This is a genomic window from Arthrobacter sp. NPDC056727 (assembly GCF_042790555.1).
Taxonomy (GTDB): domain Bacteria; phylum Actinomycetota; class Actinomycetes; order Actinomycetales; family Micrococcaceae; genus Arthrobacter.
In genome coordinates, this window is the sequence record NZ_JBHTZA010000009.1 from 50,735 (window position 1) to 65,874 (window position 15,140).

A 15,140-nucleotide genomic window follows, 5' to 3' on the forward strand; every position below is an offset into this window, starting at 1 on the left:
GCACATCTCATCAGGACCGTTGCCGGGCCTGACCGCAAGAGGCGCAATCCTCCGCAGCGGCAAGCAGCTGCTTACCGGTTGTGGAGGGCTGGATACGCGTAGTCAGCCACTGCTCCCCCGCACTCCTGAATGGGGCGTGCTGACGCTACCCATGTAAATGGAATGCGTTGAGGGCACAGCAAACTGCTCCACCAAGTGTACTACAGCGGCCCGCGGCAAATGCACCGGATCCGCCGCGCCCCTGCCGCAAGCTGCGGCGTTTTCCACATAGGCCGAATGCCCCGTTCCGGCACCCGGACCGGGCGCCCAGGCTGGGGACATGAAAGCTTTCGTGATGGCTGCACTGCTCCTGCTTACGACGGCGGGCGCGCCGTCCGCCGCGCCGGCACCTTCCAGCGTTTTGGGCTTCTCCCCCGGCGGGGCTGCTACTCCGGCACCGGCGGGGTGGAGCTGGCCGCTCTCGCCGCGGCCGGCGGTCCTGCGGCCCTTCGATCCCCCGGACAAACCGTGGCTGAGCGGGCACCGGGGCGTGGATCTTGGACCGGCGTCCGACGGCGGCCCGGTCACCGCCCCGGAGTCCGGCACCATCAGCTTTGTGGGCGTCGTGGTGGACCGGCCCGTCATCACCATTGATCACGGCAATGGCCTGCGCAGCAGCTTCGAACCGGTGCGGAGCACGCTGAAAAAGGGCGCTTCCGTGGCCAAGGGGGCCGTGGTGGGCGTCCTGCAGTCCGGCCACTGCGGCCCCTCGCCGTGCGTGCACTGGGGCGTCCGCAGCGGCGAGGAGTACCTCAACCCGCTGTCCTTCATCCTGGACCTGCGGCCCTCGGTGCTGCTGCCGCCAAGGGGCCGCGGGTCACCGGGGGGCTAGACGATCGCAGAGACGCCGGTGATGGCCCGGCCGGCTACCAGGGTGTTCACCTCGTGGGTGCCCTCGTAGGAGTAGATCGCCTCTGCGTCGGCAAAGATCTTTGCCATCTCAAAGTCCGTCACGATGCCGTTGCCGCCGAGGAGGCTGCGGCCGATGGCCACACTTTCCCGCATCCGTGCCGTGGTGAAGGCCTTGGCGAGGGCTGACTGCTCATCCTTGGCCTGGCCGGCATCCTCGAGCTGAGCGAGCCGGACCATCATGCCCATGGAGCTGACCGCGTTCCCCAGGATCTGGACCAGCTGGCTCTGCACCAGCTGGAAGGAGGCGAGCGGGCGGCCGAACTGGTACCGCTCCACGGCGTAGCGCCGGGCCACATCGAAGGCGGCGAGCTGCTGGCCCACTGCCTGCCAGGCGACAGCGAGGCGGGTGACTTTCAGGACCTTGTTGGTGTCCCGGAAGCTGTTGGCGTTGGCCAGCTTGAAGAAGTCCGGAACCACCACGTCCTGGAGGGTGATGTCGGCGTTCTGCACGGTCCGCAGCGAAATCTTGTTCTCGATCTTCGTGGCACTGAACCCCTTCAGCTTCGTGTCCACGAGGAATGCCTTGACCTGGTTGTCCGCCACGTCCCGCGCGTAGACCACCACCCAGTCGGAGAAGGTTGCGTTGCCGATCCAGCGCTTGGCGCCGTTGAGGATCCAGTGGCCGCCGTCGCGCCTGGCCGTGGTGCGTGTGCCGCCGGCAACGTCGGAGCCTCCCAGGGGTTCCGTCAGCCCGAAGGCCCCGATCTTGCGCAGCGAGTAGATGTCCGGCAGCCAGGCGTCCTGCTGCTCCGGGGACGCCAGGGCTTCGATGGAGCCGGCGAAAAGGCCGTCATGCACACCCAGAAAGGTGGCGATGGAGGTGTCTGCGCGGGTCACCTCCGCGTGCACAATCCCGGCGAAGAGGTTGGAGTAGCCCTGGCGCCTGACCGGGCTCACCAGATCAAGCTCGGCCAGTTTTGGAATCAGGTCCAGCGGAAATTCACCGCGGTTCCAGCAGTCCACGGCGATCGGCTTTACTTCCCGCGACAGGAAGGAGCGCACTTCAGCCAGCCGGTCACGCTCCTTGGAGCTCAGCATGTCCTCAAAGGCGAAGAAGTCGCCGTCGGCATAGGGCAGGCTGTTGATGTCACTATCAGCGGCGGACATGGGACTCCTTCGCAGGGACCGGCGGCCGTGGCCAGGGAAGGGGCCGCCGGGACGACTTGTTACCGATGAGTAACTTACCGTACCGGAACAGAGATGGAAAGCGCTGCGGCCTGGCAGCGTTCTGTCGGCGTGGCGCTGTTCTGTAGGTCTGACTCAGTTCTGTCGACGTGGCCCGCCGGCCATCAGTCCTCCTCCCTGGCCACCCGGCCTTCCTCCTTGCGGAACATGCCGGCGAACAGCAGCGAGAGCACGGCGACGAGGTAGGCGACGCTGGCGGCGATGAACCAGCTCAGCAGGGTGTTCTCCACCCTGGTCACAACAATGGCCAGGCAGCCCGCGAGTGCAAGAAGGTTGGCAACCACGGCCGCTTCGCGCCAGCGGGTCAATCTCCGCCGCCACTTCCGCCGCGGAATATTGGAGGGCGACAACCGGTCCTCGAGTGCCAGGAAAACGAGAAGGGCGGGAATAACCTCCGCCAGCAGCCCGGCGGCGGAGACGTCGATTTTCATGGCCGAACTCTATGCCTGCACCGGCTGGTCAGGAAGAGGCCTGCCGGGCAGGAGGACCTGTGGCCCACGACGGCAGTCAGCAAGAACACAGCCCGCAAAAGGAAGAGCCCTGATCCGCGAGGATGCGGATCAGGGCTCTGAAGGTAGGGCTACTCGGACTTGAACCGAGGACCTTAGGATTATGAGTCCCGCGCTCTAACCAGCTGAGCTATAGCCCCGTGCACCGGCCCCGCATTGCGGGAGGTGCGCCCGCCCGGTGCCGGCCCGTGAGGGCCCGTCGTCGGCGGGGCAGATTCACTCTAGCAAACCGGCGGCGGGCTTCAGACCACTTCGGGCAGGTGCGGCCTTCAGACGACCTTGTCCTCGTAGTTGGCCCCGTAGTACAGGTCCTCAAACGTCTGCAGGGTCCCCTGGATGCTGTGCGGCTCCACCATGCACCGGCTGGCGTTGCCCATGGCCTTCCGCTCCCCGGCCGGCAGCCGGAAGATCCTGGTGATCTTTTCGGCCAGGTCAGCGCTGTCATTCGGCTTGAACAGGTAGCCGTTTTCGCCGTCCCGCACCAGGTGCGGCAGGGCCATGGCGTCCGCCAGCAGGACTGGCGTTGATGCGGACATGGCCTCCAGTGTCACCAGGGACTGCAGTTCGGCCGTCCCCGGCATGCAGAACAGGTCGGCCCTGATGTAGGCCTCCCGGAGTTCGTCGTCGCTGGCAAGGCCCAGGAATTTCACCCGGTTCTGCAGCCCAAGACGTTCCACCAGTGCCTCGAGGGACGGCCGCACCTCGCCGCCGCCGACGATCTCAAGGTGGACATTCAGGTCTGCGGGGGTGGCGGCCACCGCCTTGATCAGCACGTCAACGTGCTTCTCCTCCGCCAGCCGGCCCGCGAACAGCACGGTGGGGTGTTGGTGGGGCTCAATGACCTCGTCCGGCTTGAGCTCATAGGCTGCCGAGTCGATGCCGTTGGACAGCGGGAGCACCTTGCGAAGGAAGGCGTGCTGGTGCATGGCCTTGGCTGCCAGCGGCGTCGGCGTGGTGACGACGTCCGCCTGGCCCATGACCTTCCCCATGTCCTTCCAGGAGATCTTCCCGATGATGTCCTTGAACCACTGCGGGAACGGCAGGAACGGGTTGAGGTTCTCCGGCATGAAGTGGTTGGTGGCGACGATGCGAACGCCGCGCTTCACGGCCTCATACAGGACGTGCTCGCCAATCATGTAGTGGCTTTGGATGTGCACCACGTCCGGCTGCACCTTGTCGAACAGCAGGCTGATTTCCTTCTTGATCTCCCACGGCAAACAGATCCTGAAGTATTCGTGCGTGAAAACGCTGTGCGAGCGGAGCCGGTGGACTGTGGCTTCGTCACGGAACTCCGTAAAGCTCTTGCCCTTGTCCTGCCGGCAGGCCAGCACGTGGACGCCGTGTCCGCGTGCCGTCATGCCTTTGGCCAGCCGGTAGCCGAACTGGGCGGCTCCGTTAACGTGGGGCGGATACGTGTCCGCCGCGATGAGGATGGTCAGTGGGCGTTGGGCGTCGGGCATGGTCACGTAGAAAGCTCCTGGTGGTCATGGTGGTCGGCTGCGGCTGACCACACTGGCCGGTGCCGGCAGGTAATGCACCGGCACATTCTTGCCTGGTCCGCAGTAAAAATCGGCTAGTGGGACGCCCTGCCCGTGGCCTTCCGAACGTCCTTCTTCCGTTTGGTGACCTCGGGATGGTGTCTTGAAAGGGCGATTACCCCCACGATAGCAAGGGTTGCCGCCGTACCCATGGCAATCGCCTGGACGGCGTGGACATCGGGACGCAGCTCGCCGAGGATCGTGATGCCGATCGCGATGCCCACGATGGGGTCAACCACGGTGAGACCGGCAATCACCAGGTCCGGCGGACCGCTGGAGTACGCGCTCTGGACGAACCAGGACCCCAGTCCCCCGGCGGCCGCGATGGCCACCACCGAATACCACGGCACATTCAGCAGGAACAGGCCGTTCGGATCCAGCAGGTGCTTGCCGATGATCCGTGTGAGCACGGCCACGAAACCAAACAGGATGCCCGCACCCAGGATGTAGATGAACGCGCTCATCCGGTGCTTGAACATGGCGGCGAGGCTGCCGAAGATGCCCACCGCCAGGGAGAGCAGCAGCACAATCGTCAGTTCGTCTTCAGGCGTGACGTGATGGCTTTCCTGGGTGACGGTGACGGCAAGCAGGACAAACAGCGCCGATCCTGTCACGCACGCGGTAATCGCCACCACCGTGGCGCGGTTGATGCTCAGCCCCTGGTCCTTGGTGTTGACCACCGTGGTGATCACCAGGGCGATGGCACCAATGGGCTGCACCACGGTGAGGGGCGCCGTGACCAGCGCTACGGAGTTCATCGCCATGCCCATGCAGAGCAGGAAGAGGCCGAACACCCACCGGGGGTTCCGCAGCAGGCGCAGGAAACCGTTGGAGCTCAGCGCCAGCCCGCCGGTGTCCGACTTGACCGCACTGCCTTGGCGCTGGGCGCCGAAGGCGAGGCAAAAGGCACCCATGACCGCGAGCAGGACCGCAACCCAGACCATCAGCCGTTCCCGCCGTCGTCGGCAGCAAGCATTTTTCCTTTGCGCCGGATCGCCCAGAAATAGTTGTAGGCAGCAACCCAGTGGCCGGCCAGCCCCAGCCCCAGCACCACCCAGGCCGCGACGAACCAGGCCCCCGCGAATGGAATGGGCAGTTTGGACAGGACCAGGAGCGGGGTTCCCAGCAGCAGCAGGCCGGTCCGGGCCTTGCCCACCAGGCTGACGGGAAGGTCCGGGTGGCTCCGGAAGTAGAACAGCGACATGCCCAGCAGGACGGCATCGGGGACCACCAGCGCGGCCAGGTACCACCACTGCACGACGCCGGCGATCACCAGGGTGACCGCGACGGCTATCAGGGCCAGCCGGTCGGCGATGGGGTCCAGCACGCGCCCCAGTTTGGAGGTCTGGTTGAAGCGCCTGGCGATATATCCGTCCACCCAGTCTGTGCTGCCCATGATGGCCAGCACCAGCACAGCCAGTCCGTATTCCTTCTGGGCCAGCACAAGCCAGACGAAGACCGGCACGCCCATGAAGCGCAGTACCGTGAGGAGGTTGGGGACGGTGTAGACCAGATCGCGGTCGACATGCGGCTGGCCGGGACGGGAACCAGCGCCGATGAATCTCATCAGGCCTCCCTCTCCGCGGCCAGCGGCCTCATACAGTCTTCGTTCAGGACAAAGCTCAGCTCTTGAAGAGTTTGCGCAGCAGAGCGACCAGGACGGCGGTTGAGGCAGCGAGGGCAAGGAGGGGCTTCCAGCGCGCCTCGAGCTGCCCGGGCAGCGGGCCTGCCGGAGCGCCGGAGCGGGCCGGCGCCGACAGGGCGGCGAAGCGTTCGGCCGCACGTCCGCGTGCCTCCTGGAACCGCTCGTTGCCTTCCGCGGCGCGGTGCCTGGCGACGCCGAGCAGTGCCTGGGCCTGGGTCTTGACATCCAGTTCCTCGCCAAGCTCGTCCCGTACACCGGTCAGGTGTTCACGGCGCTGCTTCAGGCGGCGGCGGAGCTCGGGCTCGGTGGCCACGGGGACGTCCACTGCCTCGGCGGCTTTCTTGGCTTCCTTGTCGGCCTTGGCTTTGGCCTTGTCGGCAGCTTTCGCTTCGGCCGCGGCCTTGGCCTGGGGTGAGTTCGGATCGAGCACGGCGGCGTCGAAGTCGGAGCCCTCCTTGGCAATGCCGAGATCGTGCTTGAGGCCGCGGACACTGTCCTCCGGGATCAGCGGCATGGCCTGTTTGAACTTGCGGAGTCCGATCAGTCCGCCGATGAGCGCAATGAGCAGGAAGACGGCGCTGACGAGCAGCGCTGCAAGCCAGGCCGGCATGATGGTGGCAAGGCCCATGATGGCGGCGACAATCAGGCCGGTGACCAGGAGGGCCAGGAAAACGGCGGCAACGCCGAAGAAGGCACCGGCGACGCCGAGCTGCTTGCCTTTGCGCTTCGCTTCGATCTTGGCCAGGGCGATCTCGTCATTGAGCTGGCGGGGCACAAGTTTGAGGGCGAGTTTCACCGTTTTAGGCAGCGCCGTGATACGCAATCCCTGGTTGGTCCGCCCGCTGTGACGTCCGCTCATAGGTTCCGCCTAACTGGTTCCGTCGTCGATTTTTCTTCGCTGCTTCGGGGGTTTCCGGTGCGCCCGCGCGCCCCCGCTGACAAAACTATCATTCAGGGTCAGCCGGAACTTCTGGAATTAGCCCCGGCGAGCCCTCCAACGCTGTAAAAGTCTGATCTGTCAGCCCTAGGATGGTTTTCTGTGACCACCACCAACCCGGGCGATGCGCTCAGCCGCCGGCAGAAATTCCTTTACATCCTTCTACTCGGCGCCCTCACCGCCCTCGGGCCGTTCACCGTGGACCTCTACCTGCCCGCCTTCCCGGCCCTGGAAGCGAGCCTCAACGTCTCGGAGGCCGCCGTCCAGCTGACCCTGACCGGCACCACTGTCGGCTTTGCGCTGGGACAGCTGGTGGTGGGACCTTTCAGCGACAAGTTCGGACGCCGGCTCCCCCTGATCCTGGCCACCGCCCTGCACATCGCCGCCTCGCTCGGCGCAGCGCTTTCCACCGACATCGCCACGCTGGGCGTGTTCCGCGTCCTCATGGGCATCGGTGCCGCGGGCGGCGGCGTGGTGGCGATGGCCATGGTCCGTGACCTGTTCAGCGGATATGCCATGGTGCGGATGTTCTCCCGGATGGCACTGGTCAACGGGCTCGCGCCCATCCTGGCGCCGGTGATCGGTTCCCAGCTTCTCCTCGTGATGCCGTGGCCGGGCATCTTCGTCTTCCTGGCCTGCTACGGCACCGTGGTGATCCTCGCCGCCGTCGTGCTTGTCCGGGAGACGCTGCCGCCGGAGAAGCGCGGCCAGTCCGGCCTGACGGCCCGGCAGCGCTACGGCGTCTTGTTCTCCGACCGGATCTTCGTGGGCCTGCTGATGCTGGGCGGAATGAACTTCGGCGGACTGTTCACCTATCTCTCGGCGTCCCCGTTCCTGTTCCAGGACGTCTTCGGGTTTTCGCCCCAGCAGTACGGCCTCCTGTTCGGCATCAACTCGCTGGGCATCGTCGCGGGCGTGCAGACGAGCTCCCGGCTGATCAGGCGCGTCCCGCCGCAGTGGATCCTTGCCTGCTCCACCGCCTGGATGTTCCTGATGGCCCTGCTGATCGTCGTGTTCGACCAGCTGGGGTTCGGGCTCTGGGGCGTCATGGTTCCGCTGTGGTTCTACATCCTCGGCACCGGCTTCACCTTCCCCTGCGTGCAGGTCCTGGCGCTGGCCAGCCACGGAGCCCAGGCCGGCACCGCCGCCTCCCTGCTCGGGGCGTCCACGTTCCTGATGGCCGGCATCATCTCCCCGGTGGTGGGTTGGCTGGGCGGAAACTCCGCCACGCCGATGGGGGCCGTCCAGGCCTGCTGCATCCTCCTCGCAGCGGCCGCGCTGTGGCTTGTGGTCCGGCCCCGGACAGTGCCATCCATCCACTGACCTCCACGTTGGCACCGGCGGGTAGGCTGGCACCATGACCCGCAAACCCCACCGCAACGGCCGGGGCCTGTTCCTCGGAGCCATCCTCGGCGCCGTGGCAGGCTTCTTCGCCGGCCGGATGATGGGCAACGCTGCGCTGGGCATCCTGGTGGGCGCCGTCGTCGGTTCCGCGTTGCTGTACCGCGTGAATCCCGGCCCCTGGAACAGGCCCTAGGCCATCTGTTCGCTGGGGTACCTGAGCGATAAAGTTGTTACGTGCCCCACTGGCAGGATCATCCTCCACTTCCGGCCACGTGGCAGCGGTGCGACTCCGGCATTCTGCCGTTGTGGTGGGACCGGCTGTGCACACAGACCAGTGCGCAGTCGGCGGCGCTCTATGCGGCGGGACTTTTCACTGAGGACCGCCGCCGGCCCATAGCCCAGTGGTTCAACCCGGCATTCAACGCGGCCCTGCTGGTGGCCCCGGAGACATCCCCCGAATGGCCCGTCCAGCGGTTCGGCATCTTCTATGCCCCGCCCGACGCCGGCTTCACGCGCGTGCACTCCTCGCCCCACGAATGGCACCCCAGGGAGCCGCGGAAGTCACCGACGGAGAGGGAAGCGTTTGAGGCCGCCATAGCCGAGGCCGAGCGCTTCCTCCAGGTGGAGATGGATTTCGTCTGACCTGGGTGTCGCGGCATAAAAAAGTCCCGCGGCCGGCTCTGGAGCCAACCGCGGGACTGTGCGCTCCTCCTGCTGGACTTGAACCAGCAACCCTTCGATTAACAGTCGAATGCTCTGCCAATTGAGCTAAGGAGGAATGAAGCAGGTATGACATTAGCAAACGTTCCGCCGCAATGTGAAATCGGCGCCAATACTGGGCGCAGATACCCCTCCGGGGTATAAAAAAGTCCCCGTTCCGGAACCCGGAACGGGGACTGTGCGCTCCTCCTGCTGGACTTGAACCAGCAACCCTTCGATTAACAGTCGAATGCTCTGCCAATTGAGCTAAGGAGGAATGAAGCGGGTACTAGCCTAGCAAACACCTGCCCCGGAAACGAAATCGGCTCCCGGTCACGCGTCGGAGCGCAGTGACCGGCGCTCCATTTCGAGCATCATGAGCTCCCGGTTCAGCTGCTGGAACTCCTCGGGATGGGCAGCGGCATCCAGCCGCTGCAGCTGCCCCAGCTTGTCCGCCTTCACACGGGTGATCTGCAGCTCGAACAGCCGGGCGAGGATGTCCCGGCAGTACTTCTGCACCGCCTCGGCGGTATGGGCCGGCAGCGGAACCACAGCGAGCTCCGAAACCAGCGGCTGCAGCGGCTCGGGAACCTCCTGCCGCAGGGCCTCCACCCACTGCACGGCGTCCCCGGAGAAGCCGGGAGCCGTGGCGCGGATGGCGTCGTGGATGGCCTGGTAGGCGGGCGTGGCGAACCGGGCGGTCACGAACCGTTCCCAGGATGCGCCGCCCAGCATCGCCGGCTCCTGCAGCGCCACCTCGAGGGCCTGCCGCTCCATGGACGCCACCGGATCGCGAGGGTCCGGACGGTGGAAGGACGGAAGGACGCCCGACGGCGGGAGCGCCGCTACGCCGGGCACGGTCTGGCCGCCCGGCGGCTGCGCACTGTGTGGCTGTGAACCGTGCGCCTGCGAACCCTGAGCCCCCGACCCCTGAGCCCCGGGAGCACCGCGCTTTGCGGCGGCCCCAACAGCCCGTGTGACGTCCTCAATGGGCATCCCCAGCCACCCCGCCAGTTCCCGGGCATAGCCGGGCCGGAGACCGGCGTCGCGGATCTGTGCGACCACAGGGGCGGACTCGCGCAGCGCGGCGACCCGCCCCTCCACGGTGTCCAGGTTGTGCCTCCTGAGGGTGGCCCGGATGGCGAACTCGAAGAGCGGGCGCCGGGACGCAATCAGGTCGCGGACAGCGCTGTCGCCCCTCGTCTGGCGGAGGTCGCAGGGGTCGGCCCCGGTGGGTTCGACGGCCACGTAGGTCTGGGCAACGAAGCGCTGGTCCTCCTCGAAGGCCCGCAGGGCCGCCTTCTGGCCGGCGGCGTCGCCGTCGAAGGTGAAGATGACCTCTCCCCCGGTGCCGTCGTCGGACAGCAGACGGCGGGCGATCTTGATGTGGTCGGCGGCGAACGCCGTACCGCAGGTGGCCACGGCCGTCGGAATTCCCGCGAGATGGCAGGCCATGACGTCCGTGTAGCCTTCCACCACCACCAGCTGGCGGTCCTTGGCGATGTTCCGCTTGGCGAGGTCGATGCCGTACAGCACCTGGGACTTCTTGTAGAGCGCGGTCTCCGGGGTGTTGAGGTACTTGGGGCCCTGGTCGTCCTCGTAGAGCTTGCGGGCGCCGAAGCCGATGGTGTCGCCGGCGATGTCCCGGATGGGCCAGATCAGGCGTCCCCGGAAGCGGTCGTAGATCCCCCGGTTGCCCTCGGAGAACATCCCGGTGAGCCTCAGTTCCGCGTCCGTGAACCCCCGGCCGCGCAGGTGCTTGAGCAGCGCATCCCACCCCTGGGGTGCATAGCCGACGCCGAACTGATCGGCGGCTGCCCGGTCGAAGCCGCGCTGCTGCAGGAACTTCCGGCCCTCGGCGGCACCGGCTGTCAGCAGCTGGGCGCGGAAGAACTCGTCGGCGATCTTGTGGGCGTCGAGGAGCCGCTGGCGCTTGCCGACTTCCTCGCGGCTGGGGCCGGTTCCGCCGTCCTCGTAGCGCAGCTCGTAGCCGATGCGCGCGGCCAGCTTTTCCACGGCCTCGTGGAAGGAGGTGTGGTCCAGCTTCTGCACGAAGGAGATGACGTCGCCGTCCTCGCCGCAGCCGAAGCAGTGGTAGCGGCCCACCTGGGGGCGGACGGTGAACGAGGGCGAGCGCTCGTCGTGGAACGGGCACAGGCCCTTGTAGGAGCCGAGGCCGGCGCCTTTGAGCGTGACGTAGCCGTCGACGACTTCCTTGATGTCCGTGCGCTGGCGGACTTCATCGATGTCTTCCCGTTTAATCAGCCCAGCCACGAAGCAATCCTAAGTCTCCTGGGCAGCGGCCGCCGCCCGCCGTCCGGCCGTATGTGGACTGGTGAGTCCAACATCACCACAGGGACGGCAGGCTCCCGACGAGCCGCTCGTACATGGCCAGCGCCGAGCCGTCCGTCAGCGAAGCCACCTGGTCGATGACCACCCGGAGCCGGGCTCCGTCGTCGGCCGCTTCGCGCCAGTCGGCGGCGAACATGGGCTCGAGGTGGCGGTCTCCTGTGGCGTTCAGCGCCGTCACCAGGGCGTGGAGCACCTCGCGCTGGCGTTCATAGATGGGCTGCCGGTGGTCCGTGGTCATCACAAACGTGGTGGCCAGGCCCTTCATCACGGCGATCTCCAGGACGGTCTCGTCCGGGACCATGAGTTCGGCGTTGTAGCGGGTCAGGTTCGCCGGCCCGTACACGGCGCGCGTGGTTTCCAGCGCGCTCTGGCAGAACCGGCCGATGAGCTGGCTGGTCATGTCCTTCAGCGCCGCCATGGACTTGCGGCTGCCGTCCGCCTCGCGAACCCAGACGTCGGTGGCTTCCAGCCGGGCGAGGGCGGCGTCGATGGCGGCAGGCTCGTTGTGCGGCAGGTACCACTGCTTGGCGTAGCCCACCACGCGCGCCCGGTGGTCCGGGTTGTCCATCCACCGCAGCTGGAAGTGTCCGGCCACGATGGCGTCCTCGACGTCGTGCACCGAGTACGAGATGTCGTCCGCGAGGTCCATGACCTGCGCCTCGAGGCAGGACCGCCGCTCGGGGGCGCCTTCCCGGATCCAGTTGAAGATGGGGAGATCGTCCTCGTAGGCGCCGAACTTGCTGGTCCGCTGGCCGTGGATCACGGGGGCGTCCAGGGCGGACCACGGGTACTTGGCGGCAGCGTCGAGGCTGGCCCGGGTGAGGTTCAGGCCGGCCGGCCTGCCCTCCCGGTCAATGACTTTGGGCTCCAGGCGCGTGAGCAGCCGCAGTGTCTGGGCGTTGCCCTCGAATCCCCCGATGGCGTGGGCCATCTCGTTGAGCGCTGATTCACCGTTGTGACCGAACGGCGGGTGGCCGAGGTCGTGGCTGAGGCACGCGGTGTCCACCACATCGGGGTCACAGCCCAGGGCGCGGCCGAGTTCCCGGCCCACCTGCGCCACCTCGAGGCTGTGCGTCAGCCGGGTGCGGACGAAGTCGTCCGTATCCGGTGCCACCACCTGCGTCTTGGCACCGAGCCGGCGCAGGGCAGAGGAGTGCAGAACGCGGGCGCGGTCGCGCTCGAAGTCGGAGCGGTACGTGCTCTTGGGCGGTTCCTCCACCCAGCGGGCGGAGTCGTGGGCCTCGTAGCCCGGCAGGGCCTGGGGCACGGTGCGGGCTTCCGCCAGCCGGCTTTCAGCCACCGGACACATCCAGTTCCGCCGCGGCGATGTCGCGCGACTGGTCCTCGTTCAGCTGGCGGCTCAGCAGCCAGTCCTTGGGCAGGGCCGGTTTCTTGGGTGAACCGGCCCGTCCGCGGGGCCCTTCGGAATCGACGCCGGGGTACGGCAGGTCCATGTCCAGCTGGTCCAGCAGCTCGCGCAGCACCTCCAGGGTGGGCACCGTGGCCAGTTTCGCCCGCAGGTCCCCGCCAACAACGTAGCCCTTGAAGTACCAGGCCATGTGCTTGCGGATCTCGCGCAGCGCCTTGTATTCGTCGTTGCCGAAGGTTTCCACCATCAGTTCGGCATGCCGGTAGACGCCCTCGGCCACTTCGCGGAGTCCGGGCCGGTGCCGCTTGTCGCTGCCTTCGAATGCGGCCTGCAGGTCGCCGAACAGCCAGGGCCGGCCCTGGCAGCCGCGGCCCACCACGACGCCGTCGATGCCGGTTTCACGGACCATGCGGACGGCGTCCTCGGCGGACCAGATGTCGCCGTTGCCCAGCACCGGGATGTCCGGGAGCGCCTCGCGCAGGCGGGCGATGGCGGACCAGTCCGCCTGGCCGGAGTAGAACTGGGCCGCCGTGCGGCCGTGAAGGGCGACGGCGGCAACACCGGAATCGCGTGCGATCCGGCCGGCGTCGAGGTACGTCAGGTGGTCATCGTCGATGCCCTTGCGCATCTTGATGGTCAGCGGGATGCCGCCCTTGGACGCCTCGCGGACAGCGGTCTGGACGATGGCGGTGAAGAGGTCGATCTTCCACGGCAGCGCCGATCCGCCGCCGCGCCGGGTGACCTTGGGCACGGGGCAGCCGAAGTTGAGGTCGATGTGGTCGGCCCGGTCCTCCTCCACCAGCATGCGGACGGCCGCACCGACGGTGCCGGGGTCCACGCCGTAGAGCTGGACGGAGCGGACTTTCTCGTCGTCGTCGTGGGAGATGATGCGCAGCGATTCCGGCGTGCGCTCCACGAGGGCACGGGAGGTGACCATCTCCGCCACGTACAGGCCGCCGCCGTATTCACGGCAGAGCCTGCGGAAGGCGGTGTTGGTGATTCCGGCCATGGGTGCGAGCACCACCGGGGTGTCCACGGTGATGGGGCCGAGCTTCAGTGGCGGAAGTTCCAGCCTGGGGGCGGGAGGCGTTGCTACAACAGTCACCCGTCCATTGTCTCAAAGCCGGGCAAATCGGGCAGAATCCCGGGCGGCGGCCTCTCAGTCCCGCTGCGCGGCGCGCCGCCCCCGCCGGGTCGCCGGCGGTGCGTCAGCTTCACTCTCCCGGCCAGCCACCGCTGCCGCGGCCGCGAGCGCGCCGGTGTCCTCGACGTCGTCGGCCGTGATGGCGTGACCGCCCAAGGGACGGGCAGGGCCCGGCTGGTGATCCGCGCCCGACGGGCGGCCCAGTTCAGCCGACCGCACTCCGGTGGCCTTGACCACCAGCACGGCGATCAGCGTGGTGACCGGAATCGCCAGGACCAGGCCGATGGAGCCTACCAGCGTACGGATGACCTCCTCGGACAGTTCGGCGCTGGTCAGTGCCTCCCCCAGAGGCCGGTTATAGAGCATCACGATGATCAGGATGGGCAGGGCGGCGCCGGCGTAGGCGAACGCGATGGTGTACACGGTGGAGGCAATGTGGTCGCGGCCGATCCGCATCGCCGAGGAAAACAGCTTGCGGGCGCTCGTGTTGGGCGCGAGTTCATACAGTTCCCACACCGCAGAGGACTGGGTGATGGTGACGTCGTTCAGCACGCCGAGCCCGGAGATGATCAGGCCACAGAGGATGATGCCGGAGATGGAGATCCTGTCCGAGATGTTCACCAGGGTTGCGGCATCATGGCTTCCCACGCCGGCGAGGTTGGCCGCGTCGGTGGCCCAGGCGGCCAGCAGCGCGGTGATGCCGAGCCCGAAGATGGTGCCCAGCAGCGCCGTCGACGTCCGGGCCGAGAAGCCGTGAGCGAAGTACAGCACCCCGATCATGATCACCGTCGAACCGACGAGCGCCAGCAGGAGCGGCGGCTTGCCCTCCACGAGGCCGGGGAGCATGAAGCTGACCAGCACGAAGTAGGCGCCGACGAGGCCGATCAGGGCGCGCAGCCCGCGCCAGCGAGCCACGGCCACCACCACGACGGCGTACAGGATGGCCAGGAGGATGATCGGCATGGTGCGGACGAAGTCCACGAAGACGTACGACGGCGAGCCCTGCGCCGCGGGGGCATCGGCACCGGTGGCGGCGGCCTGGGCCTTGGACAGGTTCAGGTAGCGGATGTTGTCGCCCACCTTCACGCCATGCGACTTGGCGATGTCAGGGTTGATGACCACCTTGACCGGGTTGCCGCCCTTGTCCGGCTCGGTGAAGGCAAAGGTGCACTGCGATCCGCCGCCTGCGCCGTTTTGGGTGGTGCTGTCCTGGGCTGTGTTCTCCCCGGCCGTGCCGGACGTGCAGCTCTCCGTGACCACGCGCTGGATCCGCCCGGTGTCGAAGGTGACGCCCGGGGCGGCGGCATACGGGTTGGCCAGGGTCAGGCCTTCCCTGCTCCCTGAGGGCCACAGCGCCGCCATGGCCGCGAGTGTCAGCAGGGTCAGCGGGACCAGCACGGCGGCCAGGATCCTGTTCGCTTTCCTGCGGGCGGCCATCGCTTGCGGCGTCGGCTCCGAATGCCCTGT

At 67.2% G+C, this 15,140-nt stretch carries 14 protein-coding genes and 3 tRNA genes; 4 read left to right on the top strand and 13 right to left on the bottom strand.

Annotated features, from left to right (window positions below):
- The first annotated feature begins 319 nt into the window (after positions 1-319).
- Positions 320-871 carry a M23 family metallopeptidase gene (locus tag ACFRAH_RS11020; RefSeq protein ID WP_377990921.1) on the top strand — a complete coding sequence of 184 codons (552 nt, stop codon included), beginning with the start codon at positions 320-322 and terminating at the stop codon, positions 869-871.
- Here the strand turns inward: ACFRAH_RS11020 and ACFRAH_RS11025 are convergent.
- The 7 genes from ACFRAH_RS11025 to ACFRAH_RS11055 all read right to left on the bottom strand — a co-directional run bounded on the left by ACFRAH_RS11025 (position 868) and on the right by ACFRAH_RS11055 (position 6,687).
- On the bottom strand, positions 868-2,058 hold the full coding sequence (locus ACFRAH_RS11025) for an acyl-CoA dehydrogenase family protein (RefSeq protein ID WP_377990922.1): 1,191 nt from the start codon (positions 2,056-2,058) through the stop codon (positions 868-870). The two genes, ACFRAH_RS11020 and ACFRAH_RS11025, sit on opposite strands and share 4 nt — an antisense overlap.
- 182 nt (positions 2,059-2,240) lie before the next feature.
- Positions 2,241-2,567: a hypothetical protein gene (locus tag ACFRAH_RS11030; RefSeq protein ID WP_377990923.1), complete on the bottom strand. Its 327-nt coding sequence runs from the start codon at positions 2,565-2,567 to the stop codon at positions 2,241-2,243.
- A gap of 144 nt (positions 2,568-2,711) precedes the next feature.
- Positions 2,712-2,785: transfer RNA gene (locus ACFRAH_RS11035), tRNA-Ile, on the bottom strand.
- 129 nt (positions 2,786-2,914) lie between these two features.
- Positions 2,915-4,111 carry a glycosyltransferase gene (locus ACFRAH_RS11040; RefSeq protein ID WP_377990924.1) on the bottom strand — a complete coding sequence of 399 codons (1,197 nt, stop codon included), beginning with the start codon at positions 4,109-4,111 and terminating at the stop codon, positions 2,915-2,917.
- 107 nt (positions 4,112-4,218) lie between these two features.
- Positions 4,219-5,127 carry a DMT family transporter gene (locus ACFRAH_RS11045; RefSeq protein WP_377990925.1) on the bottom strand — a complete coding sequence of 303 codons (909 nt, stop codon included), beginning with the start codon at positions 5,125-5,127 and terminating at the stop codon, positions 4,219-4,221.
- Entirely contained in the window at positions 5,127-5,750 is a 624-nt protein-coding gene (locus tag ACFRAH_RS11050; RefSeq protein WP_377990926.1) for a CDP-alcohol phosphatidyltransferase family protein, read from the bottom strand. The genes ACFRAH_RS11045 and ACFRAH_RS11050 overlap by 1 nt, the downstream gene beginning before the upstream one ends.
- Before the next feature lie 55 nt (positions 5,751-5,805).
- Complete coding sequence (locus tag ACFRAH_RS11055) at positions 5,806-6,687, bottom strand: phage holin family protein (protein WP_377990927.1); 882 nt, start codon at positions 6,685-6,687, stop codon at positions 5,806-5,808.
- A gap of 180 nt (positions 6,688-6,867) precedes the next feature.
- Here ACFRAH_RS11055 and ACFRAH_RS11060 point away from each other — a divergent pair, with 180 nt between their 5' ends.
- Genes ACFRAH_RS11060 through ACFRAH_RS11070 form a run of 3 tightly spaced genes read left to right on the top strand, consistent with a single transcriptional unit; the run spans position 6,868 to position 8,751 of the window.
- Positions 6,868-8,088 (top strand): multidrug effflux MFS transporter, encoded by a 1,221-nt coding sequence (locus ACFRAH_RS11060; protein WP_377990928.1) that lies wholly within the window; start codon positions 6,868-6,870, stop codon positions 8,086-8,088.
- A gap of 34 nt (positions 8,089-8,122) precedes the next feature.
- Positions 8,123-8,302, top strand: a complete 180-nt coding sequence (locus ACFRAH_RS11065; protein WP_102970802.1) for a hypothetical protein — start codon at positions 8,123-8,125, stop codon at positions 8,300-8,302.
- A gap of 41 nt (positions 8,303-8,343) precedes the next feature.
- Positions 8,344-8,751 carry a hypothetical protein gene (locus ACFRAH_RS11070; RefSeq protein WP_377990929.1) on the top strand — a complete coding sequence of 136 codons (408 nt, stop codon included), beginning with the start codon at positions 8,344-8,346 and terminating at the stop codon, positions 8,749-8,751.
- A gap of 63 nt (positions 8,752-8,814) precedes the next feature.
- Here the strand turns inward: ACFRAH_RS11070 and ACFRAH_RS11075 are convergent.
- From ACFRAH_RS11075 to ACFRAH_RS11100, 6 genes are all read right to left on the bottom strand, one after another.
- A tRNA-Asn gene (locus ACFRAH_RS11075) sits at positions 8,815-8,887 on the bottom strand.
- A gap of 125 nt (positions 8,888-9,012) precedes the next feature.
- Positions 9,013-9,085: transfer RNA gene (locus ACFRAH_RS11080), tRNA-Asn, on the bottom strand.
- A 56-nt stretch (positions 9,086-9,141) separates the two neighbouring features.
- On the bottom strand, positions 9,142-11,082 hold the full coding sequence (dnaG, locus tag ACFRAH_RS11085; protein WP_377990930.1) for a DNA primase: 1,941 nt from the start codon (positions 11,080-11,082) through the stop codon (positions 9,142-9,144).
- A gap of 73 nt (positions 11,083-11,155) precedes the next feature.
- Positions 11,156-12,469, bottom strand: a complete 1,314-nt coding sequence (locus ACFRAH_RS11090; protein ID WP_377990931.1) for a deoxyguanosinetriphosphate triphosphohydrolase — start codon at positions 12,467-12,469, stop codon at positions 11,156-11,158.
- Positions 12,453-13,634, bottom strand: coding sequence for a tRNA dihydrouridine synthase DusB (gene dusB / locus ACFRAH_RS11095; RefSeq protein ID WP_377990932.1), 1,182 nt, complete (start codon positions 13,632-13,634; stop codon positions 12,453-12,455). Before dusB ends, ACFRAH_RS11090 begins: the two co-directional genes overlap by 17 nt.
- Positions 13,635-13,688: 54 nt before the next feature.
- The gene (locus ACFRAH_RS11100) at positions 13,689-15,110 is read right to left on the bottom strand and encodes a YibE/F family protein (RefSeq protein ID WP_377990933.1); all 1,422 of its coding nucleotides are present in this window, start codon (positions 15,108-15,110) and stop codon (positions 13,689-13,691) included.
- Positions 15,111-15,140 lie beyond the last annotated feature (30 nt).